The 24274-nt window shown below is 71.3% G+C and carries 23 protein-coding genes; 18 read left to right on the forward strand and 5 right to left on the reverse strand.

Going from position 1 to position 24274, the window contains the following annotated elements; all coding sequences use genetic code 11:
- Positions 1–36: 36 nt before the first annotated feature.
- The 5 genes from imuA' to QQ657_RS20450 all read left to right on the forward strand — a co-directional run bounded on the left by imuA' (position 37) and on the right by QQ657_RS20450 (position 8445).
- On the forward strand, positions 37–717 hold the full coding sequence (imuA', locus tag QQ657_RS20430) for a DnaE2-dependent mutagenesis accessory factor ImuA' (protein ID WP_284743784.1): 681 nt from the start codon (positions 37–39) through the stop codon (positions 715–717).
- A 221-nt stretch (positions 718–938) separates the two neighbouring features.
- The gene (locus tag QQ657_RS20435; RefSeq protein ID WP_284743785.1) at positions 939–2510 is read left to right on the forward strand and encodes a DNA polymerase Y family protein; all 1572 of its coding nucleotides are present in this window, start codon (positions 939–941) and stop codon (positions 2508–2510) included.
- A gap of 128 nt (positions 2511–2638) precedes the next feature.
- Complete coding sequence (locus tag QQ657_RS20440; RefSeq protein WP_284743786.1) at positions 2639–2935, forward strand: hypothetical protein; 297 nt, start codon at positions 2639–2641, stop codon at positions 2933–2935.
- 149 nt (positions 2936–3084) lie between these two features.
- Positions 3085–6390: an error-prone DNA polymerase gene (locus tag QQ657_RS20445; protein ID WP_284743787.1), complete on the forward strand. Its 3306-nt coding sequence runs from the start codon at positions 3085–3087 to the stop codon at positions 6388–6390.
- Between the two features lie 81 nt (positions 6391–6471).
- Positions 6472–8445: a cellulose binding domain-containing protein gene (locus QQ657_RS20450; RefSeq protein ID WP_284743788.1), complete on the forward strand. Its 1974-nt coding sequence runs from the start codon at positions 6472–6474 to the stop codon at positions 8443–8445.
- A 48-nt stretch (positions 8446–8493) separates the two neighbouring features.
- Here QQ657_RS20450 and QQ657_RS20455 read toward each other — a convergent pair whose 3' ends face one another.
- Together QQ657_RS20455 and QQ657_RS20460 are read right to left on the reverse strand one after the other, a co-directional pair.
- Positions 8494–9018 (reverse strand): hypothetical protein, encoded by a 525-nt coding sequence (locus QQ657_RS20455; protein WP_284743789.1) that lies wholly within the window; start codon positions 9016–9018, stop codon positions 8494–8496.
- A 68-nt stretch (positions 9019–9086) separates the two neighbouring features.
- Positions 9087–9497 (reverse strand): MarR family winged helix-turn-helix transcriptional regulator, encoded by a 411-nt coding sequence (locus tag QQ657_RS20460; RefSeq protein WP_284743790.1) that lies wholly within the window; start codon positions 9495–9497, stop codon positions 9087–9089.
- A gap of 52 nt (positions 9498–9549) precedes the next feature.
- Here QQ657_RS20460 and QQ657_RS20465 point away from each other — a divergent pair, with 52 nt between their 5' ends.
- Together QQ657_RS20465 and QQ657_RS20470 are read left to right on the forward strand one after the other, a co-directional pair.
- Positions 9550–9954 carry an SRPBCC family protein gene (locus QQ657_RS20465; RefSeq protein WP_284743791.1) on the forward strand — a complete coding sequence of 135 codons (405 nt, stop codon included), beginning with the start codon at positions 9550–9552 and terminating at the stop codon, positions 9952–9954.
- Between the two features lie 83 nt (positions 9955–10037).
- Positions 10038–10532: a class I SAM-dependent methyltransferase gene (locus QQ657_RS20470; RefSeq protein WP_284743960.1), complete on the forward strand. Its 495-nt coding sequence runs from the start codon at positions 10038–10040 to the stop codon at positions 10530–10532.
- On the opposite strand, the gene QQ657_RS20475 is transcribed toward QQ657_RS20470, so the two are convergent.
- Entirely contained in the window at positions 10503–12530 is a 2028-nt protein-coding gene (locus tag QQ657_RS20475; protein WP_284743792.1) for an amylo-alpha-1,6-glucosidase, read from the reverse strand. The two genes, QQ657_RS20470 and QQ657_RS20475, sit on opposite strands and share 30 nt — an antisense overlap.
- Positions 12531–12650: 120 nt before the next feature.
- On the opposite strand from QQ657_RS20475, the gene QQ657_RS20480 reads away from it, so the two are divergent.
- From QQ657_RS20480 to QQ657_RS20495, 4 genes are read left to right on the forward strand one after another with little or no spacing between them, the layout of a single operon-like run.
- A complete protein-coding gene (locus tag QQ657_RS20480; RefSeq protein ID WP_284743793.1) occupies positions 12651–13649 on the forward strand; it encodes a LacI family DNA-binding transcriptional regulator in 999 nt (332 codons plus the stop codon).
- A gap of 25 nt (positions 13650–13674) precedes the next feature.
- Positions 13675–14904, forward strand: coding sequence for a sugar ABC transporter substrate-binding protein (locus QQ657_RS20485; RefSeq protein WP_284743794.1), 1230 nt, complete (start codon positions 13675–13677; stop codon positions 14902–14904).
- A 4-nt stretch (positions 14905–14908) separates the two neighbouring features.
- Positions 14909–15973 (forward strand): carbohydrate ABC transporter permease, encoded by a 1065-nt coding sequence (locus QQ657_RS20490; protein WP_284743795.1) that lies wholly within the window; start codon positions 14909–14911, stop codon positions 15971–15973.
- On the forward strand, positions 15970–16785 hold the full coding sequence (locus QQ657_RS20495) for a carbohydrate ABC transporter permease (RefSeq protein ID WP_284743796.1): 816 nt from the start codon (positions 15970–15972) through the stop codon (positions 16783–16785). The genes QQ657_RS20490 and QQ657_RS20495 overlap by 4 nt, the downstream gene beginning before the upstream one ends.
- Here the strand turns inward: QQ657_RS20495 and QQ657_RS20500 are convergent, their stop codons facing one another.
- Positions 16786–17643, reverse strand: a complete 858-nt coding sequence (locus QQ657_RS20500) for an LLM class flavin-dependent oxidoreductase (RefSeq protein WP_284743797.1) — start codon at positions 17641–17643, stop codon at positions 16786–16788.
- A complete protein-coding gene (locus QQ657_RS20505; RefSeq protein ID WP_284743798.1) occupies positions 17643–18662 on the reverse strand; it encodes an aldo/keto reductase in 1020 nt (339 codons plus the stop codon). Before QQ657_RS20505 ends, QQ657_RS20500 begins: the two co-directional genes overlap by 1 nt.
- Before the next feature lie 92 nt (positions 18663–18754).
- On the opposite strand from QQ657_RS20505, the gene QQ657_RS20510 reads away from it, so the two are divergent.
- The 7 genes from QQ657_RS20510 (at position 18755) to QQ657_RS20540 (ending at position 24241) form a co-directional block, all read left to right on the forward strand.
- The gene (locus QQ657_RS20510; RefSeq protein WP_284743799.1) at positions 18755–19291 is read left to right on the forward strand and encodes a TetR/AcrR family transcriptional regulator; all 537 of its coding nucleotides are present in this window, start codon (positions 18755–18757) and stop codon (positions 19289–19291) included.
- A complete protein-coding gene (locus QQ657_RS20515; RefSeq protein ID WP_284743800.1) occupies positions 19288–20391 on the forward strand; it encodes a cytochrome P450 in 1104 nt (367 codons plus the stop codon). The genes QQ657_RS20510 and QQ657_RS20515 overlap by 4 nt, the downstream gene beginning before the upstream one ends.
- A gap of 4 nt (positions 20392–20395) precedes the next feature.
- Positions 20396–20827: a pyridoxamine 5'-phosphate oxidase family protein gene (locus QQ657_RS20520; protein WP_284743801.1), complete on the forward strand. Its 432-nt coding sequence runs from the start codon at positions 20396–20398 to the stop codon at positions 20825–20827.
- 195 nt (positions 20828–21022) lie between these two features.
- The gene (locus QQ657_RS20525; protein WP_284743802.1) at positions 21023–22222 is read left to right on the forward strand and encodes a cytochrome P450; all 1200 of its coding nucleotides are present in this window, start codon (positions 21023–21025) and stop codon (positions 22220–22222) included.
- Positions 22216–22875 (forward strand): TetR/AcrR family transcriptional regulator, encoded by a 660-nt coding sequence (locus QQ657_RS20530; RefSeq protein WP_434056760.1) that lies wholly within the window; start codon positions 22216–22218, stop codon positions 22873–22875. Before QQ657_RS20525 ends, QQ657_RS20530 begins: the two co-directional genes overlap by 7 nt.
- Positions 22872–23072 carry a ferredoxin gene (locus tag QQ657_RS20535; protein ID WP_284743804.1) on the forward strand — a complete coding sequence of 67 codons (201 nt, stop codon included), beginning with the start codon at positions 22872–22874 and terminating at the stop codon, positions 23070–23072. Before QQ657_RS20530 ends, QQ657_RS20535 begins: the two co-directional genes overlap by 4 nt.
- Positions 23069–24241, forward strand: a complete 1173-nt coding sequence (locus QQ657_RS20540; RefSeq protein WP_284743805.1) for an NAD(P)/FAD-dependent oxidoreductase — start codon at positions 23069–23071, stop codon at positions 24239–24241. The genes QQ657_RS20535 and QQ657_RS20540 overlap by 4 nt, the downstream gene beginning before the upstream one ends.
- Positions 24242–24274 lie beyond the last annotated feature (33 nt).

Consider the following 24274-nt stretch of genomic DNA (forward strand, 5'->3'; position numbering starts at 1 on the left):
CCCGGTACGAGTACGTAGTGCTGGAGGTGAGCGGTGGTGGCGGTGCCGGAGGCATTGGCCGGGCTCACGGCGATCCCGGGAGTGGGCACGGCGGCGCAGCTGAGCCCGGGTTCTTCTGCGGAGCTCTTGACGGTGCTGCCGCCCCTGGCGAGGTTGCTGCCGGACGGCGGGTTGAGACGCGGCACGACGATCGCGGTGGGCGGCGCGATGTCCCTGGTACTGGCGTTGCTGGCGGCGGCAACCCGCGACGGTTCGTGGGCGGCGGTGACGGCGTTGCCCGAGCTGGGCCTGGCCGCGGCGGCCGAGCTCGGCGTCGACCTGGAGCGGCTCGCGCTGGTGCCCGATCCCGGCGCGGAGCTGACGGGGGTGTTGTCGGCGCTGGTGGACGGGTTCGACCTGGTGGTGCTGGGGCCGGTCGCCGTCCAGCCCCAGCTGGCCCGCCGGCTGGCGGGCCGGGTGCGCAACCGGGGCACGGTGCTGCTGACGGTGGGACCGTGGCCGGGCGCGGACTTGGAGCTGAGGGTGTCGGGACGCCGTTGGCACGGGTTGACAGCGGACGGCTACGGGCACTTGAGGGCGCGCGAGGTGGTGGCGACCAGCCGCGGGCGAGGTGCGGCGGCGAGGCCGTTGTCGGTGCGGTTGCAGCTTCCTGGGCCGGGTGGGGTCGTGGCGGCGGGTGAGTCACCGGAGCGGCGGTTGGCCGGGGTGGCCGGGTGAGCCGTGGCGCCGGGTCCGCGCGATGACCAGCAGGCCGCGGTTGTTCAAGTCGTTCGCGACGGCCGGGAGTTTCGCCGCGGCTGTGCGATGAGTGGGGCGCAGAGGTCGTTCGTGGTGGCCGAGTGTGGTCGCGCGATGACCGGCGGCCCGCATCCCTTCGTGACTCGCCGGCGCCGGCCGATGAGCCTTGCCACCACTGAATCACTGGTCGCGGCCGCGGGATGAACGGTCCGCCACGGCTGCTCGTGCTGTGGTGCCCGGACTGGCCGGTCGTCGCCGCCGGGGCCGCCTCGGGTACCTCGCCCCTCACCCCTGCCGCCGTTTTCTCCGGCAACCGCGTCGTCGCCTGCTCAGCCGAAGCGCGTCGTAGTGGCGTCGGGCGGGGGATGCGCCGTCGGGATGCCCAGTCCCGGTGCCCGGAACTCGTGGTGCACCAGCACGATCCGGACCGCGACGCCCGGCTCTTCGAGCCCGTCGCCGCCGCCGTCGAAGGGCAGGCCGTCGGGGTCGAGGTCGTGCGGCCCGGCATCGTCGCCGTTCCCGTCACCGGCGCCGCCGGGTACTTCGGCGGCGAAGAGGCCCTCGCCGAACTCCTCATCGACGAGGTCGAAGCCACCGCCGGCGTCGAATGCCAGGTCGGGATCGCCGACGGCCTCTTCGCCGCCACCCTCGCCGCCCGCCGGTCGACGCTCGTCCCGCCCGGTCGGGCACCGCAGTTCCTGGCGCCCCTCTCGATCACCGAGCTGGACCAGCCGGGCGACGACCGCGGCGAGCTCGTCGGCACGCTGCGCCGCCTCGGCCTGCGCACCCTCGGCGCGTTCGCCGCCCTGGCCGAACGCGACGTCGCCGGCCGCTTCGCCCGGGACGCCATCACCGCGCACCGCCTCGCCCGCGGCCTCGCCGAACGCCCGCCGCTGCGGCGCGCCCTCCCGCCGGACCTGACCGTCACCGAAACCTTCGACGACCCTCTCAGGCGGATCGACGAAGCCGCGTTCGTCGCGAAGACCCTCGGCGAACGCTTCTTCGCCGGCCTCGCGAACCACGGCCTCGCGTGCACCCGCCTGGCCATCGTCGCGGTCACCGAAGCCGGCGAAGAGCGCGTACGCGTCTGGCGTTGCGCCGAACCCCTGACCGCCCGCGCGACGGCCGACCGCGTGCGCTGGCAGTGCGAAGGCTGGCTGACCACCCGCGACCGGCCCACCACCGGGATCGTCCGGCTGCGCCTCGACCCCGAGGAGGTCGTCGGTGGGCAGGCACTGCAGCTGCAGCTCGGCTCGCTGGGCCGAGACGCCGACGCCGCCGAACGCGCCGGCCGCGCACTGGTGCGCATCCAGGGCCTGCTCGGCCCCGACGCGGTGGTCACCCCGCTGCTCGACGGCGGCCGCGGCCCGGCCGAGCGCGTCCGCCTGGTCCCGTGGGGCGAGCCGCGGCGCCCGGTGACCGAGGACCGGCCGTGGCCGGGCCGCCTGCCCGCACCGTCACCGGCCCGGGTACCGCCCCGGCCGCCCGCGGCACTGGTGCTCGACGCGGTCGGCGACGCGGTCCGCTGCACCGAGCGCGGCGAGCTCAGCTACCCGCCGGCCACGGTCGCGATCGACGGCCGCCCGGCACGCCGCGTCCTCGGTTCGGCGGGGCCGTGGATCGTGCACCCGTCGTTGCCTGCCAAGCGCGGCACGCGGCCTACCGCCCGGATGCAGGTGGTCCTGGAAGGCGAGGACGACGACCTCGCGCTGCTGCTCGAAGCCACCGTCGGCATTGATCCACAGTGGACGATCGAGGGCGTCTACGATTGACTGTGCAATCAAGCGGAAAATAACCAAACCACATTTCGCTATCATTTCCAGGACGGATTTCCCTACGACGCCCGCGAATCGTCCCTCGGCGGGGTTAAAGTCCATGCCTTCGAGGAAGGGGTACGAACATGGACAAGATCTCCGGAGGCATGTGGACGGTATTGGGTGGCCTCGCCGCCCTTCTGATCGTGACGGTCGTGGCCATCCTGGCCTTCAAGACCGCCGCCGACGTCGTGAGTGTCGTGACCGCGGCCGGCGCGGTGATCGGCACACTCGTCGGCGCCTTCTTCGGCGTGTCGGCCGGCCAGGCCGGCCGCGCCGAAGCCGAGGCCGCGAAGGACCAGGCGCACCGGACCCTGGTCAACGCCGCCGCCAAGGCCGCGCCGGACAGTCCTGTCGCGGAGGCCATTCTCGCCGGTGCCTAGGAAAGCCCGGGTCCGTCCTTTGTGACCGATGCGACTCCCGAGTTGACACCGGACGCCTCCCGGCTCAGGATCGAAGCACGTAATCGCACGTGTGTTCGAACAGTAGTCGCTGGCTTCCCCACAGCGAACTCCTTGTGGGGAGCGAAGTCTTGGCGTTCAACAATCCGAGTGTGCCGTGGTCCGAAGTGGAGCGGATCGCCTCCGGGCGACCGCCGCTAGGTGATGGCAACGATGCCCCCGCGTGGTCGCGCAAACGCGAAGGGTACGCCGGGGCGCCCGAGGACCTCCGGACCCGCCGAGCCCGGGACGACGCCGGCGACCGGATCCGCGCCCCCTACGCCGAGCTGCACGTCCATTCCAACTTCAGCTTCCTCGACGGCGCCAGCCATCCCGAGACGCTCGTCGAGGAGGCCGCGCGGCTCGAGCTCGACGCCCTCGTCCTCACCGACCACGACGGCCTCTACGGCGCCGTCCGGTTCAACGACGCCGCCCGTGAACTCGGCGTGCGGGTCGGGTTCGGGGCCGAACTGTCGCTCGACCTGCCCGCGCCGCAGGCCGGGGAACCGGATCCCCAGGGATCGCACCTGCTGGTGCTCGCCCGGCAGCAGGAGGGCTACCACCGCCTCTGCCGGGTCATCTCCCACGCGCAGATCGCGGGCGGGGAGAAGGGCCGGCCCGTCTACGACCTCGAGGAACTCGTCGACGAGCTCGCCGGGCACGTCGTCGTCCTCACCGGGTGCCGCAAGGGGCCCGTCCGCCGGGCGCTCGCCGAGCACGGGCCCGCCGCCGCGCGGGCCGAACTGGGCCGGCTCGCCGACTGGTTCGGGCCCCGGCACGTCGCCGTCGAGCTGATCGACCACCGCCAGCCCCTCGACGACGCGGCCAACGACCACCTCGCCGAGATGGCGAAGGACCTGCGGCTGCCGACCGTCGTCTCGAACAACGCGCACTACGCCCGCCCGGAAGACGCCGTCGTGGCCGACATGGTCGCCGCCGTCCGGGCCCGCCGGTCGGCCGAAGAGCTCGAGGGCTGGCGGCCGCCGTCGGGGCAGGCGTTCCTGCGGTCCGGGATGGAGCAGCGCCGCCGGTTCGAGCGACGCTATCCCGGCGCGGTCGGACGCGCCGCCGTCCTCGGCGTCGAAGTCGCGTTCGACCTGAAGCTCGTCGCTCCCGACCTCCCGCCGTTCCCGGTGCCGGCCGGGCGTGACGAAATGTCGTTCCTGACCGAGCTGACCTGGCGTGGCGCGGCGAAGCGCTACGGATCGCGGGAGGACAACCCGAAGGCTTACGCCCAGCTCGACCACGAGCTCGCCATCATCGAGAAGCTCGGTTTCCCCGGCTACTTCCTGGTGGTGTGGGACATCGTCCGGTTCTGCAAGGAAGCGGACATCCTTTGCCAGGGCCGCGGTTCCGCGGCGAACTCCGCCGTCTGCTACGCCCTGGAAATCTGCCACGCCGACCCGGTGAAGTGGAACCTGCTGTTCGAACGCTTCCTCGCCCCGGAACGCGACGGCCCGCCGGACATCGACATCGACATCGAGTCCGGCCGCCGCGAGGAGGCCATCCAGTACGTCTACGAAAAGCACGGCCGCTTCCACGCCGCGCAGGTCGCCAACGTCATCACCTACCGGGCGCCGTCCGCGATCCGCGACGCCGCGAAGGCCCTCGGCCACAGCCCCGGGCAGCAGGACGCCTACAGCAAGCTCGTCGACCGCTGGGGTGGCGCCCACCAGCAGACGGCCGGCGAAATCCCCGCCGACGTCCTCGACCTGGCCGCCCGGATCGAGGACTTCCCGCGCCACCTCGGCATCCACTCCGGCGGCATGGTGATCTCGAAGCAGCCGGTGTCCGAAGTGGTCCCGGTCGAATGGGCGACGATGGCCGACAGATCGGTGTTGCAGTGGGACAAGGACGACTGCGCGACCGTCGGCCTGGTCAAGTTCGACCTGCTCGGCCTCGGCATGCTGTCCGCGCTGCACTACACGATCGACCTCATCGCCGAACATCACGGATCCACTGTGGACATGGGAAGGCTCGACCTGGCCGATCCGAACGTCTACGACATGCTCTGCGAGGCCGACGCCGTCGGAGTGTTCCAAGTGGAGTCACGCGCGCAGCTGGCGACACTGCCGCGGTTGCGGCCGCGGGAGTTCTACGACCTCGTCGTCGAAGTCGCGCTGATCCGTCCCGGCCCGATCCAGGGCGGTTCGGTGCACCCGTACATCCGGCGCCGCCGCGGGGAAGAGAAATGGCAGCACGCCCATCCGCTGCTGGCGTCCAGTTTGGACCGGACGCTCGGCGTGCCGCTGTTCCAGGAACAGGTGATGCAGATGGCCGTGGACGTCGCGAGCTTCACCCCGGCCGAGGCCGACCAGCTGCGCCGCGCCATGGGCGCCAAGCGGTCCAGCGCGAAGATGAAGGCGCTGATGGCGCGGTTCTTCGCCGGCTGCGCGCGCAATGGTCTCGACCGTGAGCTGGCGACGCGGATCTTCGAGCAGATCCACGCTTTCTCCGGTTATGGCTTCCCCGAAGCGCATTCGATGTCGTTCGCGCTGCTCGTCTACGCGTCGGCGTGGTTCAAGCGCTACTACCCGGCCGCGTTCTGCGCCGGGCTGCTGCGCGCGCAGCCGATGGGCTTCTACAGCCCGCAGTCCCTGGTCGCCGACGCGCGCCGCCACGGCGTCCGCGTCAGGGAACCCGACGTCAACGCGAGCCTCGCGCACGCGATCCTCGAACCCGATGCCGAGAGCACCGGCGGTGTCGCGCTCCGCCTGGGCCTCGCCGGGGTCCGGCACCTCGGTGATGACCTCGCGGACCGGATCGTCGCCGAGCGTGACGCGAACGGCCCGTTCGCGGGGGCCGGCGACCTCACCCGCCGCGTCCAGCTGAAGAAGAACGCCGTCGAAGCCCTGGCCACGGCCGGCGCGTTCGGCGGCGACCGGCGCCAGGACCTCTGGGCCGCGGGCGCCGCGGCGGCCACCCGGCCCGGGCACCTGCCCGGCCTGGCCCCTGGCCTCGACGCGCCCGCGCTGCCGGGCATGACGCGGCTGGAGGTCACCGCCGCGGACCTGTGGGCCACCGGCGTCTCCCCGGACAGCCACCCCGTCGAATACCTGCGCGAGCTGCTCACCGCGCGCGGCGCGATCACGACGGCCGAGCTCACGCGGGTCGAGGACGGGACGCGCGTGTGGGTCGGCGGCGCGGTCACGCACCGGCAGCGCCCGGCCACCGCCGGCGGGATCACGTTCCTCAACCTCGAGGACGAGACGGGCATGGCCAACGTCCTCGTCTCGCCCGGCCTGTGGCAGCGGCAGCGCCTGGTCGCCCGCACCAGCGCCGCGCTGCTGGTCCGCGGGCAGGCGCAGGCCGCCGAGGGCGTCGTCACACTCGTCGCCGACCGCCTCGAAAGACTCGATCTTTCGATGCGGCCCGGGCCGTCGCGGGACTTTCGTTGACTTCCGGGCCGCGCACTGGTTCTCTGCTCTGAGAGCGCTCTCAGCCATCCGTGCGTCTCGACGAGTGAGGATGGACGATCCATGACAGCTCGACGTCTGCGCTGGGCAGCGTGGCCGGTGGCCGCCGTGCTCGTGGCGGCCGTGCCGGCGGCGGCCGCGGCGACCCCGCCCGAAGCGACCGTGACGGTCAACGCGCGAGCGGGGCTGGCCACCGTGCCGGACACCGCCCTCGGCGTCAACCACGCGGTGTGGGACAGCCAGCTCGGCACCGATACCGTGGCCGACCTGTTCGGCGCCGCCGGGGTCCGCACGATGCGCTACCCCGGCGGCTCTTACGGCGACATCTACCACTGGAAGGACAACACTGCACCGGGCGGCTACGTGGCGCCCGGCACGGACTTCGACACGTTCATGGGCGGTGTGAGACGGGCCGGCGCGCAGCCGATCGTCATCGCCAACTACGGCACCGGGACACCGCAGGAGGCCGCGGACTGGGTGCGGTACGCGAACGTCACGAAGGGTTATGGTGTCAAGTACTGGGAGATCGGCAACGAGCTGTACGGCAACGGCCACTACGGCGCGAACTGGGAGGCCGACAACCACGAGGACAAGAGCCCGGCCGCGTACGCCGCGGGCGTCGTGGCCTACGCCGACGCGATGAAGGCCGCCGACCCGTCGGTGAAGATCGGCGCGGTGCTCACGACGCCGGCGAACTGGCCGGACGGCATCGTGGCCGCGGGCGACACCGGCACGTGGAACCAGACGGTGTTGTCGATCGCGGGCCCGCACGTCGACTTCGTCGTGCTGCACTGGTACCCGGGCGGCTCGACGGCGGCGGAAGCGCTTTCCAAGACCGAGCAGGTGGACGACATGATCTACCTGGCGCGCGACCAGATCACGCGGTACGCGGGCCGGCCGCTCGGCATCGCCCTGACGGAGACGAACACGCCGATCGGCATGAACACCCAGCCGGGCGCGCTGTTCGCGGCGGAGGCATACTCGTCCCTGCTGGAGAACGGCGTCTTCACGGTCGACTGGTGGGACACGCACAACGGCGCGACGGCACTGTCCACAGTGGCCGGTTATCCGGACTATGGTGATTACGGCCTGCTGTCCAGCGCGACGTGTCTCGACGGTGGTTGCGAGCCCGCGCTCAACACGCCGTTCGCGCCCTATTACGGGCTGAAGATGCTGAGCACGTTCGCGCGTCCCGGCGACCAGTTCGTGCGGGCCGGTGCGGACGATCCGCTGCTCGACGTGCACGCGGTCCGCCGTCCGGACGGGAATCTCGCTGTATTGCTGGTGAACAAGGATCCTTCTTCGGCCCGGGTGGTGAACCTGGACTACCCTGCGTCCGTCTCCGAGGTGTTCACCTTCACGAACGGCGCGTCGTCGATTACCCGCGCGTCTTCGTGGGACCGGACGCTGCCGCCGTATTCGCTGACGACGGTGGTGCTGCATCCTGCGGTCGCTCCGGTTGCCGTGCGCGCACCGGGACAACCGACCGCGACGACAACCGACACGACGGCGACGATCAGCTGGCCCGCGTCGGCGCCTGGTGTGAAGTACGAGGCTTACCGGCAGGCGGGTGCGGTCAGCGAGCAGTGGGGCGAGACGGCGGGAACGTCTTTCCCGGTGGGGAACCTGGTGCCGGGAACGCGGTACACGGTGAACGTGGTGGCTCGGGATGCTGCGGGGAATGTGTCGTGGGCGTCGCCGCCGTTGACTTTCACCACGGGCGCGCCTTCGTCCAGTAGTTGCACGGTGCGGATGACGGACGCGAACGACTGGGCGAGCGGGTTCGTGGGCGGGATCCACGTGGTGTCCGCGGATCCGACGACGGACTGGACGTTGACGTTCACGTGGCCGACCGCGCGGCAGCGGGTGACGAGCGGCTGGAATGGGACGTGGACGCAGGAGGGTTCCGCGGTGAAGGTGACTTCGTCGGGGTCGTTGGCGGGCGGTGCGGACGTCGGGTTCGTTGCGGACTATGGCGGGCCGAACATCCTGCCGACGGCGTTCAGGCTGAACGGGACTCTCTGTTCGGTGGGCTGAACAGGTTCGAGGGGTGAGCGCCGGTCGGCGCTCACCCCTCGCCGGTCGCTACCGCCCGCGGGGAGGTGGCGGCGCCGGATCGAGACGGGTCAGCCGCAGCCGAGGCGGGCTGGAGGTACCGACGTCCTGCGCGAGTTGATGTCTCAACGTGTCGGCCAGGTCTCTGATCTCCCGGGATTCGTCAGGCGACATGGGCGCTTCCGAGGTGTGGCCGGCTGCGTCATCGCCATGGCAGGCCGTCGCCAAGGCGTTTTGCAGTCTCATGTAGACGTCCATCGCCCGTGGCGTGAGATACAGGCCTCCGGCGTCTTCGTCGAAGTACCAGCCGTGGAATTCCTCGCAGATCTCGAGAAGCCGTTCTCGTGATGGCTCTTCGCCCGGCTTCCAATAACGCGGGATGGCTTCGGAGAGGTGGAAAAGGCGCTGGTACCGGGCAAGTCGTTTCTCGCGGACAGCCTGGTCGTACGCATGGGCGAGCTCGAGCCTCAACTTCGAGCGCGTGGTCAGGTAGGTCACGACACCGCCCACCAGTGCGCCGAGAACCGCGCTCAGGGCGCCTACCAGGATCTCCACGAAACGCGAGGCTACCGAGCCCGTTCGGACGAGAACACCGCTGACCGTGCGCCTTCTCTGGGCGCTGGTCAGTCCGAGTGGGCCAGGTGGGCCAACCCCGCTCGCAGCACCCGCCGCTCCTCGACGCTCATCCCCGCCAGCAGCTCCTCTTCCACCGCCCGGATCGCGTCCCGCACCGCCCCATGGCGCCGTACTCCCTCAGCGGTCAACCGCACCACCCGGGCTCGCCGGTCCGACGGATCGGGCGAACGGCTCACCAGCCCCTCAGCGACCAGTCTGTCCAGCAGTGCGATCAACCGCGTCTTGTCGTAGTGGATCTGCTGGGCCAGCACCAGCTGGCTCGGCGCCGCCCCCGGGGACAGGGCCGACAGCACCACGTACTGCCACATCGAGAGCCCGTGCTCCTCCAGCACCGGGCGCTCGGCCTCGGCCAGCACGCGGGCCGCGCCGGCGCACAACGCTCCGAGATCCTCGCTCACCGGCCAGATCTTACGCGTGGACAAATCATACGCATGTGCGTATCGTTCCGGCATGACATCAATCGAGACGGGGCGCGCCGAGACGCGCACGATCACCCTCACCGCGACGCCCGAAAGCGTCTTCGACTACCTCTCCGACGCCCGCCACCTGCCCGAGTGGGCGCCCGGCTTCGCGCCGGCCGTCGAGCACGAACAGGGCGACGTCTGGCGGATCCCCGACGAGGCCGGGCCGCGGCGAGTCGTCGTCAAGGTCGCGAAAGACCACGGTGTCGTCGACTTCGTCAGCGCCGACGCCCCGAACCTCGGCCTCTTCGCGCGCGTCGTGCCGAACCTGACCGGCGCCGAGCTGATCTTCAGCCTCTTCTTCCCCGAGGGAACCGACCCGGTGGCGGTCGACGCGCAGATGGCGGTCGTCGACCAGGAACTGAAGACCGTGCGAGAGCGCGTCGAAGCGTGAACCGGGACGTCCGGTCGGTCGAAGACCTCCTGCGGATCCGGGCGGCCTGACTCCGCGAAGGGCCGCTGAACGGCAGCCGCGCGCTGGAGCTCGGCTGTGAGTCCGGGCGCACGCCTTCCGGCTCACGGCAGCGGCCTACGAGGTGGACGCGGTCGCCCGCCGCGATCGCCTGGGCGACCGAACGTGGCACCGGCGTCCGCTTCCACCAAGCCGACATCTTCGCCATGGGCCTGCCGCACGAGACCTACGACCTGATCTACGACTCGGGCTGCCTGCACCACCTCGCGCCGCACCGGCGGATCAGCTACCTGGCCCTGCTGGAGTGCCACCTGAAACCAGGTGGTCACTTCGGCCTCGCGTGCTTCGCCGCCGGCACCGGCGATCCCGACTCCGGCACCGAAGTCCCGGACGCGCAGCTCTACCGCGACCGCAGTCTCCACGGCGGCCTCGCGTACACGCCGGACGAGCTGCGCCGGCTGTTCAGCGGCTACACCGAGGTCGAACTGCGCCCGATGCGGGCGGACACCGGCCTGTTCGGAGCCCCTTTCCTACTCGTCGGACTGTTCCGAAAGGACTGAGAACCCCGGTGGCAGCCGCAACGCCGTCACTTCGCCGGCAGCGTCGATCGCGACGTCCAAAGTGGACCCGGCCAGCGGCAGGCCCTGGACCCGCAGCGCCCCGACCGGGCTCGGCCGGGGCGGGTCCAGGGTGACCGTCCGGGCGGGAACGTCGACGTCCAATCCGAGGAACGCCATGAGCAGGCTCACCGCGGCCGCCGCCGACCACGCCTGGGGGCGGCACGACGCCGGGTAGGGGAGGGGCGACGACGTCTCCGCGACGCCGTATCCGGAGAACAGCTCCGGCAGCCGGTAGTCGAACGCCGGGGCGGTCGAAAGCAGTTGTGTGGCCAAGGAAGCCGCGCGGGAACCCTGCCCCGATCGCTGCAGGCCCCGGATGACGACCGCCGTGTCGTGCGGCCAGACCGAGCCGCAGTGGTAGCTCAACGGCGAGTAGCCGCCCGAGGCCGTGCTCATCGTGCGCAGGCCGAACCCGGACGCCAGCGCGGGGTCCAGCAGCAGGCCGCCGATGGCCGAGCTTTCCGGATCGGACAGCAGGCCGGTGCCGAGGAGGTGGCCGATGTTGCTCGTCAGGGCGTCCACCGGCTGCTTGTCGCCGTCCAGGGCCAAAGCCGGGTAGTGACCGTCCGAAGTGGATACCCAGAACCGGTCGCGGAAGCGGGTCCGCAGGGCCGACGCCCACTCGGAAAGACCGTCGGAAGCTTCGCCGAGAGCCGTCAGCAACGCGGCCGCGCGCACGACGGCTTCGTGCTGGTACGCCTGGACTTCAGCGAGGGCGATCGGCGGTTTCGCCTGCTCGCCGTCGTGGAAGCGGACGGCGTCCCCGGAGTCCTTCCAGCCCTGGTTGGCCAGGCCGTGGCCGCTCTCGTCGCGGTACTCGGCGAACCCGTCGCCGTCCGGATCCGCGGCGCCGGTGATCCAGGACAACGCGAACCGCAAGGTCGGCAGCAGGTCGCGGACCTCGTCCTCGGGCAGGCCCCAGCGCCAGGCGTCGTGCAGCAGGCAGACCCACAACGCGGTCGCGTCGACGGTCCCGTAGTACTCGGTGGGCAGCGAAGCGCCACCGATCGTCTCGAAGACGTCCCGGCGCCGCTCGTGCAGGATCTTGCCTGGCGCCTCGCCGGTCGCCGGGTCGTGCCGGGTGCCCTGCGCCCGGGCGAGCGTCCGGAGCGTGCCGCGCGCGACGTCGACCGAGAGCGGCAACGCGAGCCGCGCGGCCCAAAGGCTGTCGCGCCCGAACAGCGTGAGGAACCAGGGCGCGCCGGCGCCGGCGAACGCGTCGCCGGGGTGGTCGCGCTCGGCGAGCAGGAGGCCGTCGAGGTCGTCGAGGGCGCGGTCGAGCAACGCGGTGAACCGGCGGTCGTCGGCGTGCACCTCCGGGCGCGGCAGCCGGGTGCCGGCCGGCACGAACAACGCGCGTTCGTCGGAAACCCGCAGTGACCAGCGCAGTGTGGCCGGCGCCTCCAGCGTCCAACGCAGCCGGACGCGGGGACCGTCGGCGACGACTTCGGCACCTTCGGCCGTCACCTCGGACGTCGCGGAGTCCGCGGCCCACCGCGTGCCGTCCGGGGCCACCGGCGGGCGGCGGCCGCCGGACTTGATCTCGTCGATCGGCGCGAAGTCGGCCGCCAGCACCACTTCCACGACGCAGCGGCGGCTCACCCCGTCGGTCGAGACGAGTTCCAGCTCTTCGCTCATCCCGGACGCCGTGACGCGGCGGTCGCGCCGCAGCCACACCGTCGGGTCGGGCCCGGGGCTGCCGAGCCGGCGCAGCAGCCCGGTGAACCGCGCGTGGTCGGCGCCCGGTTCGTCGCTGCCGATGGCCTCCGGCTCGTCGCCGTCGACCGTCACGACGGCTTCGCTGAGCAGCCGCAGGTCCCCGTGCAGGAGGCCCTGCGTGCCGCCGCCGCGGATCTGCCCGTCCCGGCCGGACAGGACGACGGTCGGCGCGTGCAGGGCGATCGCGAGGTCGTGGAGGAGGGGCTGGAGGTCGGCCATGAAGACGATTGGATCGATCAAACGAAAGAATGTCAACCGCGCTGGAGGTATTGACAGCTCAGCCCCGCGGGTTCAGAGTGTCGGCCAGTTGAACGTTCAAACCGACCGGGTGGAGGTGACATGGGACGGCCCACGCTGAACTCGGTGGCCGAGGCGGCCGCGGTGTCGCGGCAGACCGTGTCCAACGTGATCAACTCGCCCGAGGTGGTCAGCCCGGAGACGCGTGAACGCGTGCTGGCGGCCATCGAGCGGCTGGGTTACCGCCCGAACACCGCGGCGCGGCAGATGCGCACCACGCGGTCGCAGATCATCGGGCTGTGCATCCCGCCGTCGGGCAACGGCGTCAGCGGCGTCGTGCTCGACCAGTTCCTGCACTCGCTGACCGCGACGGCCGAGCGCTACGACCACCGGATCATGCTGTTCACCGCGGCGGACGACGAGGCCGAGACCCGGGCGTACGCCGACCTGATCGCCTCGGTCGGGATCGACGGTTTCGTGCTGACCAACACTCACCACGACGACCTGCGCACCCGCTGGCTGCTCGAGCGCGAGCTGCCGTTCGTCACGTTCGGCCGGCCGTGGGGCGCGGAGGACACCCACCCGTGGGTCGACGTCGACGGCGCGGCGGGCACCCGGCTGGCCACGGATCACCTGGTCCGCCAGGGGCACCGGAGGATCGCGTTCGTCGGCTGGCCCGAGGGGTCGGGAAGTGGCGACGACCGCCGTGCGGGCTGGGCGGCGGGGCTCGCGGCGGCCGGGCTGGGTGAGGGTCCGCAGGCCGCGGTGTACGACGGGGTGGAGGGCGGACGTTCCGCTGCTGCCCGGCTGCTGCTCGAAGGACATCAACCGACCGCGTTCGTCTGTGCCAGCGACTCCCTCGCCCTCGGCGTCACCGCCGAACTACGCGACCGCGGTATCCGCCCCGGCGCCGACGCCGCCGTGATCGGCTTCGACGACACCCCCACCGCCTCCGTCCTCGGCCTGAGCAGCGTCGCTCAGCCGATCGCCGACGTCGCCGCCGAGTGCGTGCGGCAGCTGCGGGCCATCCTGCGTGGCGAAACCCCCTCCGGGCCCGCGACCACCCTCTTCACCCCGCACCTCGTACTCCGCACCACCTGAGTCCCCGCACGATCAAGGAGGATCGATGCTTCCCCGCCGAACTGTGGCCGCCTTCGCGGCGGCCGGTCTGCTGCTCCCGCTTTCCGCCTGTGGCAGTGGTTTCAGCGACTCGTCGCAGTCCGCCACCCAGCAGGCCGGGCCCGCCACCCTCAAGGTGATGATCGCCGCGAGTGGTGGAGCCGAGCTCAAAGCCATGCAGGACGCCGCCGCGGCCTGGGGCAAAGACGGCTCGAAGGCCGAGGTCGTCTCCGCCAACGATCTCGCGCAGCAGTTGAGCCAGGGCTTCGCCGCGGGCAGCCCGCCGGACGTCTTCGCCGTGGACGCCACCAAGTTCCAGGGCTATGCCGCGGAAATGCTCCCGTACGGCGACGGACTGTCCTACAAGGACGACATCTACCCGACCCTGCGCACGACGTTCACCCAGGACGGCAAGCTTTACTGCGCCCCCAAGGACTTCTCGACGCTGGCGCTGGCGATCAACACCGACGACTGGGCCGCGGCCGGGCTCACCGACGCCGACTTCCCCAAGACCTGGGAGCAGCTGAAGACCGTCGCGCAGAAGCTGACCACCGGCGGCCGCACCGGGCTGGTCTTCAACGACACCCGCGACCGCATGGGCGCGTTCCTGGTCCAGGCCGGCGGCTGGGCGGTCGACGCCGACCAGAAGAAGGCCACCGCGGACAGCCCGCAGAACCTCCAGGCCCTGACCTACGTCCGCGACCTGCTCGCTTCCGGGGCGGCCAAGTACCCGAAGCAGATCGGCGCCGGCGACTCCGGCGAGGCGTTCGGCCAGCACAAGGCGTCGATGAGCATCGACGGCAACTGGATGGTCGGCGGCATGAAGAAGGACTACCCGAACGTGAAGTACCGCGTCGTCGCGCTGCCCGCCGGCCCGGCCGGGCCCGGGACGCTGTCGTTCACGCAGTGCTGGGGCATCGCCGCCAAGAGCAAGTTCCAGGACCAGGCCAAGCAGCTCGTCGACTCGTTCATGCAGCCGCAGCAGCAGCTCGCGTTCGCCGAGGCCTTCGGCGTGATCCCGTCGCGGCAGTCCGTGCGGGCGCAGTACGAGCAGAAGTTCCCGGCCCAGTCGGCGTTCGTCGCCGGCGCCGACCACGCCCACGGCCCGGTGACCCTGACCAAGATGGACCCGGTGCTGACCGACTTCGACGCCCAGCTGCAGCAGCTGCCGGGCGCCGACCCGAAGCGGATCCTGCAGCAGCTGCAGCAGAACACCGCGGCCGCGCTGGGGCAGTGACGCCATGGGCACGCTGCTCACCATGCCGGTGGCCCCGGGTACCGCACCCCTGCGCGGCACCCGGGGCCGCCGCCCCCTCCGGCGTGACGGCCGGGCCGGCTGGCTGTTCCTCGCCCCGACGCTGATCGTGCTCGGCCTGTTCATGGTGCTGCCGATCCTGATGGCGCTCTGGGTGAGCGTCAGCGACTGGACCGGCAACGGCAGCCCGTTCTCCTCCCGCGTGCACTTCGTCGGCGGGGACAACTACGCCGCCTTGCTCGCCGAGCCCGGGCTGACGCGCCGGAACTTCGCCACCAGTGTCCGCAACAACGGTTACTTCGTGCTGTTCGTCGTGCCGCTGCAGACGACGCTGGCGCTGGTCCTCGCCCTGCTCCTCCACCGGAAGAAGCTGAAGGGCCGCCAGTTCTTCCGGACCGCCTTCTACTTCCCGACCGTGACCAGCTCGGTCGCGATCTCCGTGGTGTTCCTGTTCCTGTTCTCCAGCACCGGCACGGTGAACGCCGCGCTGAAACTGTTCGGAGTGGACGGTCCCAGCTGGTTCGCCGACCCGCGCGGCATCTTCCACCTCGCGCTCGGCGACCCCGCGAACCCGCCGTCAACGCTGGTGGGCCACAGCTTCCTCGGACTGTCCTGGTGGGACTGGCTGGCCGGCCCGAGCGTGGCGATGTGCTCGATCATCGTGCTCGTCGTCTGGACCTCCACCGGCGGTTTCATGCTGATGTTCTACGCGGCACTGCAGAACCTGCCGCCGTCGGTCGACGAGGCCGCCCTCATCGACGGCGCGACGTCGTGGCAGCGCTTCTGGCACGTCACGCTGCCGCAGCTGCGCCCGACGCTGTTCCTGGTGCTGACGCTCGGCTTGATCGGCACCTGGCAGGTCTTCGACCAGGTGTACGTGCTCAGCCGGGGCAACCCGGCCAACACGACGCTGACGCCGGCGTACCTGTCGTACTCGTCGTCGTTCATCGGTCACCAGTGGGGCCAGGGCGCGGCGATCGCGTTCCTCCTGTTCCTCGTCATCGTGGCCTTCACGCTGGTGCAACGCTGGGTCCTGCGGGAGCGCCGATGAAGAAACGATGGCTCGGGTACGCGGTGCTGGTGCTGGTCGCAGCGCTGTACATCTACCCCTTCCTCATCCAGCTCGCGACGGCGTTCAAGACCGACGCCGACGCCACCGCGCACCCGCTCCTGCCCTGGCCTCAGGAGTGGTCGGCGAGTGTCTTCAAGACGCTCGCCGAGCAGGACTTCCCGCGCTGGGCGGCGAACTCGGTGTTCGTCTCGGTGACGATCACCGTCGGCCGGGTCGTGTTCAACTCCCTCGCCGGGTACGCGCTGTCCCGGCTGCGGTTCCGGGGCCGGCGCGCGATCTTCGGGGCCGTCTTGGCGGTCATCGCGGTCCCGAGCGTGGTGCTGCTGATCCCGAAGTTCCTCGTGCTCAACCAGCTCGGGATGTACGACAGCTACTCGGGGATGATCATCCCGCTGCTGGTCGACGGCACCGGCGTCTTCATCATGAAGCAGTTCTTCGACACCGTGCCGGTGAGCGTGGAGGAGGCGGCCCGGATCGACGGCGCCGGCCCCTTCCGCACGTTCTGGTCGGTGGTGCTGCCGATGTCGAAGCCCGCCCTGATCACCGTGACCATCCTGTCGTTCCAGGGATCCTGGAACGAGCTGCCGCACTACATCGTGTCGCGGCAGGACCCGGCGCTGAACACGCTGACCTCCGGCGTGGCGAGCCTGGTGTCCGGCGAACTGGGCCAGGGCAACCAGTTCCCGCTGAAGCTCGCCGCGGCGCTGCTGATGACGGTGCCGGTGGCGATCGTGTACTTCGTGTTCTCGCGCCGGTTCACCCAGGGCACCTACGAAGGTGTCGACAAGTAGCTACCGGATCAGCTCGTCGGCGACCCACCGCACGACGCCGTCCGGATACGGGTTCGCCAAGCCGAGGACGATGTGCCCGAATCCGGCACCGGCGGCTTCCTCGATCTTCTCGCGCGTGGCGGCGGGCTTGTCGTAGTCGACCGGCAGGAAGATCGAGCGGGTGATCTCCGCCGGGTCCCGGCCGATCTCGGCGCAGAAGCGGTCGAGCAGCTTGCTGCGGCCGGCGAGGTCGTCGATGTCGCCGCCGCCCGGGATGTTCCACAGGTCGGCGTGCTCGGCGACCACGCGCAGCGTCGCGCTCGCCCGGCCGCCGATCATGATCGGCGGGTGCGGCCGCTGCACCGGCTTCGGGTTGCCGAACGCACCCTTCAGCTTGACGTACTCGCCGTCGAAGTCGAACGGCTCATCCTCCGTCCACAAGCGACGGATGACGGTGCAGGCCTCGGCGAGCGCGGCGACCGCGTCGTCCTGGGAGTGGTAGGGCAGGCCGTGGCCGTCGTACTCGCGGCGGGCCAACGGATGGCTCGGGCGCGAGCCGGCGCCGATACCGAAGTCGAGGCGCCCGCCCGACACGATGTCCACTGTGGTCGCGATCTTCGCCAGCACCGCGGGCGGCCGGAAGCGGTTGCTGGTGACGAGCAGGCCGAGGCGCATCCGCTCGGTCTGCGCGGCCAGCGCCGAAAGCAGCGTCCAGCCTTCGAAGATCGGGCCGTCCGGGTCGCCGCCGATCGGCATGAGGTGGTCGAACAGCCAGGCGTGCTCGATCTCGGGGATCTCGTCGGCCTCGCGCCAGACGCGCAGGATCTCGTCGTAGCCGACGTTCATGGGTGCGGTCAGGATGCCGAAACGGGGAGTCATCAACGCCTCCGGAGGGACGGGTCGAGCAGGGCGGGCGGGGTGTCGAACTTCTCGTGCGCGGCCAGGTCGACGCCGGGCGCGACGATCGCGTCGATCTCGTCGAGCACGTCGGCGGGCAGCACGGTGTCGGCCGCCGCCAGCTGCGACTTCAGGTGATCGAGCGTGCGCGGGCCGATGAGCGCACTGGTCACGCCCGGGTGCGCGGTCACGAAACCGAGCGACAGCTGAATCAGCGAAAGCGCCGCTTGGTCGGCGAGCTTGGCCAGCTTCTCGACGGCGTCGAGGCGGGCCTGGTTGACCGGATCGGTGAGGTCGAAGCGCTGGGGCAGGACCTTCGACCGGCTGGTCGTGATCTCCTGCCCGGCGCGGACCGCGCCCGACAGCCAGCCCGACGCGAGGGGGCTCCAGGCCAGGACGCCGAGGCCGTACTCCTGCGTCACCGGGAGCACGTGGGTCTCGATGCCGCGTTGCAGGATCGAGTAGCCGGGCTGCTCGGTGACGTACCGGCTCAGGTGGTTTTCCCGCGCGGCCCACTGGGCCTGGACGATGCGGTAGGCCGGGAACGTCGACGAGCCGAAGTAGCGGATCTTGCCCGCGCGCTGCAGGTCGGTGAGCGCGGAAAGCGTTTCCTCGTCGCTCGTGGCGGGGTCCCAGCGGTGCACCTGGTAGAGGTCGACGTGGTCGACGTCGAGCCGCCGCAGGCTGTCGTCCAGGGCCTTGAAGAGCCAGCGCCGCGAGCTGCCGCGGTGGTTGCGCTCGTCGCCCATCGGCATGGTGGCCTTCGTGGCCAGCACGAGGTCGTCGCGGCGGTTCTTGATGGCTTGGCCGACCATGACCTCCGACTCGCCCTGGCTGTACATGTCGGCGGTGTCGACGAGGTTGATCCCGCCTTCGAGGGCGGCGTCGACGAGGGCGGTGGCCTCGTCCTGGGTGGTGCGCCCGATGGCGCCGAAGTTCATCGCGCCGAGCGCGAGGGTGCTGACCTGGACGCCGGTGCGGCCCAGGGTGCGGTACTGCATTTCGATGGCCTCCGTGACAAGATGGCAAACGGAACGTTGCTCCGCTAACGATACGGAGCAGTGTTCCGTTTAGCAACCCGGGAGGTCGTGTGGTGGGCAAACCCAAGCGGGCCGACGCGCAGCGCAACGAGAAGACGCTGCTCGACGCGGCCGCGGCGGTGTTCGTCGCGTCCGGGGTCGACGCGCCGGTCCGCGACATCGCGGCCAAGGCGGGCGTCGGGATGGGCACGATCTACCGCCACTTCCCGACGCGGGCCGACCTGATCGTCGCCGTCTACCGGCACCAGGTGGAGGAGTGCGCTTCGGCCGGTCCGGCGTTGCTGTCTTCGGCCACTTCCCCGCATGCGGCGCTGGCGGAGTGGATCGACCTGTTCGTCGACTTCCTGGTGACCAAGCACGGGCTGGCCGGGGTCCTGCAGGGCGACGGCTTCGACACGCTGCACGCGTACTTCCTGGACCGTCTGGTGCCGGTGTGCGCCGAGCTGCTCGAAGCGGCCGGGCTGACCGCGCGGGTGCGAGCGCTGGAGCTGATGCGCGGCGTCGGCAACCTCTGCATCGGCGCGGAGGACAACCCGGACTACGACGCGCGCCGCCTGGTCGGCCTCCTGATCGCCGGGCTGAAGGCGTGATCGAGCAGCTCACGGCCGACCCGTACCCGCTGCTGGCCCGGCTCCGCGCGACCGAGCCGGTGGCCTGGCTGCCGGCGTTGAACGGCTGGCTGGTCACGCGGCACGACCTCGCCCTGCAGGTGATGCGCGACGCGGCCACCTTCACCGTGGACGACCCCCGCTTCTCGACGGCCCGGGTCGTCGGCCCGTCGATGCTTTCGCTGGACGCGGCCGAGCACGTCCGGCACCGGACGCCGTTCTCCCGGCACTTCCGGCCGCGGGAGATCGAGGACCGGTTCGCCGGGTTCGTCCGTGCCGAATGCGCCCGGCTGGTCGACGGGTTCGCTGCGGCCGGGCAGGCGGAGCTGCGGCGGGCGCTGGCCGGTCCGCTTTCGGTCGCGGTGGTGGCCGACGCGCTGGGCCTGGCCGGCACCGAGGCGGCGCAGGTTTTGGCCTGGTACGACGCGATCGTGTCCACAGTGGACGACATTTCGGCGGGCCGTCCGCCGGGTTCCCGAGGTGGCGAAGCGTTCGGCGAACTGCGTGCGCACCTCGAGGGCTCGGTCGGCCGGCGCTCGCTGCTGACCGAGGCGGCGGAGACCCTGGCGCTGCCGGAGGTGGTGTCGAACGCGGCGGTGCTGATGTTCGGCGGCATCGAGACGACCGAAGGCATGATCACCAACCTCCTGCTGCACCTGCTGCGCGAGCCGGTACCCCTGGACCGCGCGCTCATCCCGGCGGCGATCGAGGAGTCGCTGCGGCTCGAACCCGCCGCGGCGGTGGTCGACCGGTACGCGACCCGCGACGTCTCGCTCGCGGGTGCGTCGATCGCCCGGGGCGACCTCGTCACGGTGTCGCTCACGGCCGCCAACCGCGACCCCGCGGTGTTCGCGGACCCGGACGTCTTCGACGTGCACCGCCCGAACCTGCGCAAACAGCTGGCGTTCGCGCACGGCCCGCACTTCTGCCTCGGCGCCGACCTCGCCCGGCTGGAGACGCGGATCGCCGTGGAAACCGTGCTCGACCGGTTGCCCGGCATCGCCTTGGCGGAGCCGGCCGTGCCGTCGGGGCTGGTGTTCCGCAAACCCGCGGCGGTGCACGCCCGGTGGCTGCCATCATGACCGCATGACGGCGTGGCGTGAGTTCGAAGCGGCGGAACCGGAGTTCGCCCGGCGCGTGCAGGGGTTGTTCGACGCGCACAAGCACAAGACGATGGCGACCCTGCGGGCCGACGGGTCACCGCGGATTTCCGGCATCGAGACGAAGTTCACCGGCGGCGAGCTGACGTTCGGCTCGATGCCGAATGCCCGCAAGGGCGCGGACCTGAAGCGCGATCCGCGGCTGGCCCTGCACAGCGCGACGGTCGACCCGGTCGACGGTGAAGAGGCGAAGTGGCCGGGGGAGGCGAAGATCTCCGGCCGGGCGGTCGACACGGGGGACGGCTTCCGCGTGGACGTCGCCGAGGTGGCGCACACCCACCTGAACCCGGAGGCCACGCTGCTGGTCGTGGAGTGGTGGACGCCCGAGGGCGGGCTGCGCAAGATCGAGCGCGAGTGAGCTGACCGCGGGCCGGGTCCGCTGTCTTGAATGAGTCATTCAGGACCTCCGAAGACCTGAATGACTCATTCAAGACGTTCGAACCGGCCATGGTGGCAACCTTCGTGTCCGTCGCATTTAAGTCAAGCGCTTGACGTAATGGCGGACCTTGGCCATGCTCGGTGACAGGGGACATTCACCAACGAGGAGTCCGTCATGACGCAAAGCCACACCGAGCTGCCGCGCTTCCCGTTCGACGCCGAGACCGCGCTCGCGCCGCCGGCCGAATGGGCGGAATTCCGCGAGAAGTGCCCGGTCGCGCACGTGCAGCTGGCCAGCGGGGACGAGGCCGCCCTCATTACCCGCTACGCCGACGTCAAGAGCGTGCTCTCCGATCCGCGGTGGACCCGGCCCACGCCCGCCGACAACGCCGCGCGGGTCGCCGACACCGAGTCCGGCGGGGTCTTCAACAGCGAGATGGCCACCGTCCTCCCGCAGCACGGCGAGGCCCACCTCACCTGGCGCCGCACGCTCGGGAAGTGGTTCACCGCCAAGCGGATGAACGCCCTGCGCCCCGGCATGGCCGCGATGGCCGAACAGCTCATCGACGAGATGGTCGCGAAGGGCGCGCCGGGGGACCTCAAGGCCGGGGTCGCCTTCCCGCTGCCCGTCTGGGTCATCTGCGACATGCTCGGCGTGCCCGACTCCGACCGCGACCGGTTCGCGCACTGGTCGGACGTGATGCTCAGCATGACCCGCTACACGCAGGCCGAGTTCGACGTCGCACAGCAGGACTTCGGCCGGTACATGGGCGGGCTCATCGCCGCCAAGCGCGCCGACCCCGGCGAGGACATCCTCAGCGCGTTGCTGCCCGAGGACTGGTCCGACGCCAAGCTGATCGCCACCGGCATCGGCCTGCTGATCGCCGGCCACGAGACCACCGCCAACATGATCGCCAAGATGGTCGCGATGCTGCTCGCCGACCGGAGCCGGTGGGAACGGCTGCTGGCCGACCCGGCCCTGGTGCGCACCGCAGTCGAGGAGTCGCTGCGCCTGGACGCCAACGCGGGCATCGGGATGATGCGCTACTTCACCGACGAGTTCGAGGTCGCCGGCACCGTGCTGCCCGGCGGGACCACCGCGATGTGCAGCATGGCCGCGGCCAACCGTGACGAAGGCGCGTTCGAGAACGCCGCCGAGATGGACCTGGGCCGCAGCCCGAACCCGCACCTGTCCTTCGGCGCCGGCGCGCACGCGTGCCTCGGGCAGCCGCTGGCCCGCACCGAGCTGCAGGTCGTCCTGGAGGTCCTGCTGCGCAAGCTGCCCTCGCTCGAGCTCGCCGTCCCGGCGGACGAGCTGCGCCGCGTCGAGGGGCTCGCCGTCGGCGGACTGCGGGAACTGCCCGTCCGGTGGTGACCGCGGTGGATCGGGCGCACGCGACGCGGGAGGCGATCCTGACCGCGGCGGAACGGCTCTACGCCGAGCACGGTGTGCTCGCCGTGTCGAACCGGCAGATCAGCGAGGCCGCCGGGCAGGGCAACAACACCGCCGTCGGCTACCACTTCGGCACCCGGGCCGACCTCGTCCGGGCCATCGCCCGCCGGCACTCCTCGGCGGTCGAAGAGCTGCGCGGGCGGATGCTGGCCGGCCTCGGCGACCACGCGGACCTGCGCGACTGGGTCCGCTGCCTGGTGCACCCGACCACCGAATACCTGGCCGCGGCGGGCCGGCCGAGCTGGTTCGCCCGGTTCACCGCGCAGGTGATGACCGAGCCGTCGCTGCGCTCGGCCATCGCCGCGGAGACGCTGTCGTCGCCGTCACTGGCGCGGACCGTCGAGGGGCTCAGCCGGTGCCTGCCGGAGCTGCCCGCGGAAGTCCGCGCCGAACGCAACGCCATGACCCGCCAGCTGCTGATCCACACCATGGCCGAGCGCGAACGCGCGGTGGCCGAAGGCGGCGACACCCCCAGAGCCAGCTGGCGCGAAGCCGCCACCGGCCTGACCGACGCACTGGTCGGGCTCTGGCTCGCACCCGTGACCCACCCCCGCGAAGGAGAGGAACGACCATGAAGGTCACTGTGGACGAAGGAAAGTGCTGCGGCGCCGGGACGTGCGTGATGCTCGCGCCGGAGGTGTTCGACCAGCGCGACGACGACGGCATCGTGATCCTGCTCGACGAGACCCCGGGCGAGGCGCTGCACGCGACCGTCCGGGAGGCGGCGAGCGTGTGCCCCGGCGTCGCGATCTCGGTGAGCGAGGACGCATGACGGTCCTGGTCGTCGGGGCTTCGGCCGCCGGGCTCGCCACGGTGGAAGCGTTGCGGCGCAAAGGCTACGAGGACCGCGTGACCGTGCTGGGTGCCGAGGCGCACCTGCCCTACGACCGGCCGCCCTTGTCCAAACAGGTCCTCGCGGGGAGCTGGGCGCCCGGGCAGGCGAGCCTGCGCACCTCCGACGCACTGTCCGCATTGGACGCCGAGTTCGTGCTCGGCGACCCGGCCGTGCGGCTGGACGCCCGTGCGCGGACCGTCCACACCGAAAGCGGGCGCACCCTGACCGCGGACGCGGTCGTGCTCGCCACCGGGCTGCGGCCGCGCACCCTGCCGGGCCAGGACGGCCTCGCGGGCGTCCACGTCCTGCGCACGCTCGACGACGCGCTGGCCCTGCGCGCGGAGCTGGCACCGGACAAGCGCGTGGTGGTCGTCGGGGACGGCGTCCTCGGCGCGGAGATCGCGGCGACCGTGTGCGGCCTGGGCGTGCCGGTGACGCTGGCCGGGCCGCAGCCCGCGCCGCTCGCGTACCAGTTCGGGCCCTTGGCCGCCGGTCTGCTCGCCGAGCTGCACGCGGCTCGCGGTGTCCACTTGCGACTAGGCGCGGCGGTCACCGGGTTGTCCGAAAAGGAGGGCCGCGTCGACGGAGTGTGCTTGGAGACCGGGGAAGTGCTGCCCGCCGAGGTCGTCGTGGTGGCGTTCGGTGCCGCACCGGTGACGGACTGGCTGGCGGGCAGCGGGGTGCTGTGCGACAACGGCGTCGTGTGCGACTCCCGGTGCCGGGCGGCGGACGGGATCTACGCCGCGGGCGACGTCGCCCGCTGGCACCACGAAGGCCTCGACGTGCTGCTGCGCCTGGAGAACCGGACCAACGCGACCGAGCAGGCGGTCGCCGTCGCGGGGAACATCCTCGGCGAGGACCGCCCCTACACGCCGGTGCCGTACTTCTGGACCAACCAGTTCGACGCGCGGATCCACGTGCACGGCACGCTCTCCGCGGACGCGGAAGTGTCCATTGTGGAAGGCGACGTGGCGGCGGGCCGGTTCGTGGCGCGGTACCGCCGGGCCGGCGAGGTCGTCGGCGTGCTCGGCTGGAACATGCCCAAGCAGGCCCGGCAGCACCGGCAGGAGATCGCCGGGGCCGCGGTGTTCGCGGGAAAGCCCTGAGACCCCCATTCGCCGGTTGACGGCACGCCGGGT

This window comes from Amycolatopsis ponsaeliensis (genome assembly GCF_030182635.1).
Classification (GTDB): domain Bacteria; phylum Actinomycetota; class Actinomycetes; order Mycobacteriales; family Pseudonocardiaceae; genus Amycolatopsis; species Amycolatopsis ponsaeliensis.

What these genes read in the sequence shown, in the direction of transcription:
- QQ657_RS20520 (WP_284743801.1), top strand. Translation starts at nt 20,396, where the DNA reads ATGACGGCGTGGCGTGAGTTCGAAGCGGCGGAACCGGAGTTCGCCCGG.
- QQ657_RS20540 (WP_284743805.1), top strand. Translation starts at nt 23,069, where the DNA reads ATGACGGTCCTGGTCGTCGGGGCTTCGGCCGCCGGGCTCGCCACGGTG.
- QQ657_RS20495 (WP_284743796.1), top strand. Translation starts at nt 15,970, where the DNA reads ATGAAGAAACGATGGCTCGGGTACGCGGTGCTGGTGCTGGTCGCAGCG.
- QQ657_RS20525 (WP_284743802.1), top strand. Translation starts at nt 21,023, where the DNA reads ATGACGCAAAGCCACACCGAGCTGCCGCGCTTCCCGTTCGACGCCGAG.
- QQ657_RS20535 (WP_284743804.1), top strand. Translation starts at nt 22,872, where the DNA reads ATGAAGGTCACTGTGGACGAAGGAAAGTGCTGCGGCGCCGGGACGTGC.
- QQ657_RS20505 (WP_284743798.1), bottom strand. Translation starts at nt 18,662, where the DNA reads ATGCAGTACCGCACCCTGGGCCGCACCGGCGTCCAGGTCAGCACCCTC.
- QQ657_RS20500 (WP_284743797.1), bottom strand. Translation starts at nt 17,643, where the DNA reads ATGACTCCCCGTTTCGGCATCCTGACCGCACCCATGAACGTCGGCTAC.
- QQ657_RS20465 (WP_284743791.1), top strand. Translation starts at nt 9,550, where the DNA reads ATGACATCAATCGAGACGGGGCGCGCCGAGACGCGCACGATCACCCTC.
- QQ657_RS20475 (WP_284743792.1), bottom strand. Translation starts at nt 12,530, where the DNA reads ATGGCCGACCTCCAGCCCCTCCTCCACGACCTCGCGATCGCCCTGCAC.
- QQ657_RS20450 (WP_284743788.1), top strand. Translation starts at nt 6,472, where the DNA reads ATGACAGCTCGACGTCTGCGCTGGGCAGCGTGGCCGGTGGCCGCCGTG.
- QQ657_RS20435 (WP_284743785.1), top strand. Translation starts at nt 939, where the DNA reads ATGAACGGTCCGCCACGGCTGCTCGTGCTGTGGTGCCCGGACTGGCCG.
- QQ657_RS20480 (WP_284743793.1), top strand. Translation starts at nt 12,651, where the DNA reads ATGGGACGGCCCACGCTGAACTCGGTGGCCGAGGCGGCCGCGGTGTCG.
- QQ657_RS20440 (WP_284743786.1), top strand. Translation starts at nt 2,639, where the DNA reads ATGGACAAGATCTCCGGAGGCATGTGGACGGTATTGGGTGGCCTCGCC.
- QQ657_RS20485 (WP_284743794.1), top strand. Translation starts at nt 13,675, where the DNA reads ATGCTTCCCCGCCGAACTGTGGCCGCCTTCGCGGCGGCCGGTCTGCTG.
- QQ657_RS20490 (WP_284743795.1), top strand. Translation starts at nt 14,909, where the DNA reads ATGGGCACGCTGCTCACCATGCCGGTGGCCCCGGGTACCGCACCCCTG.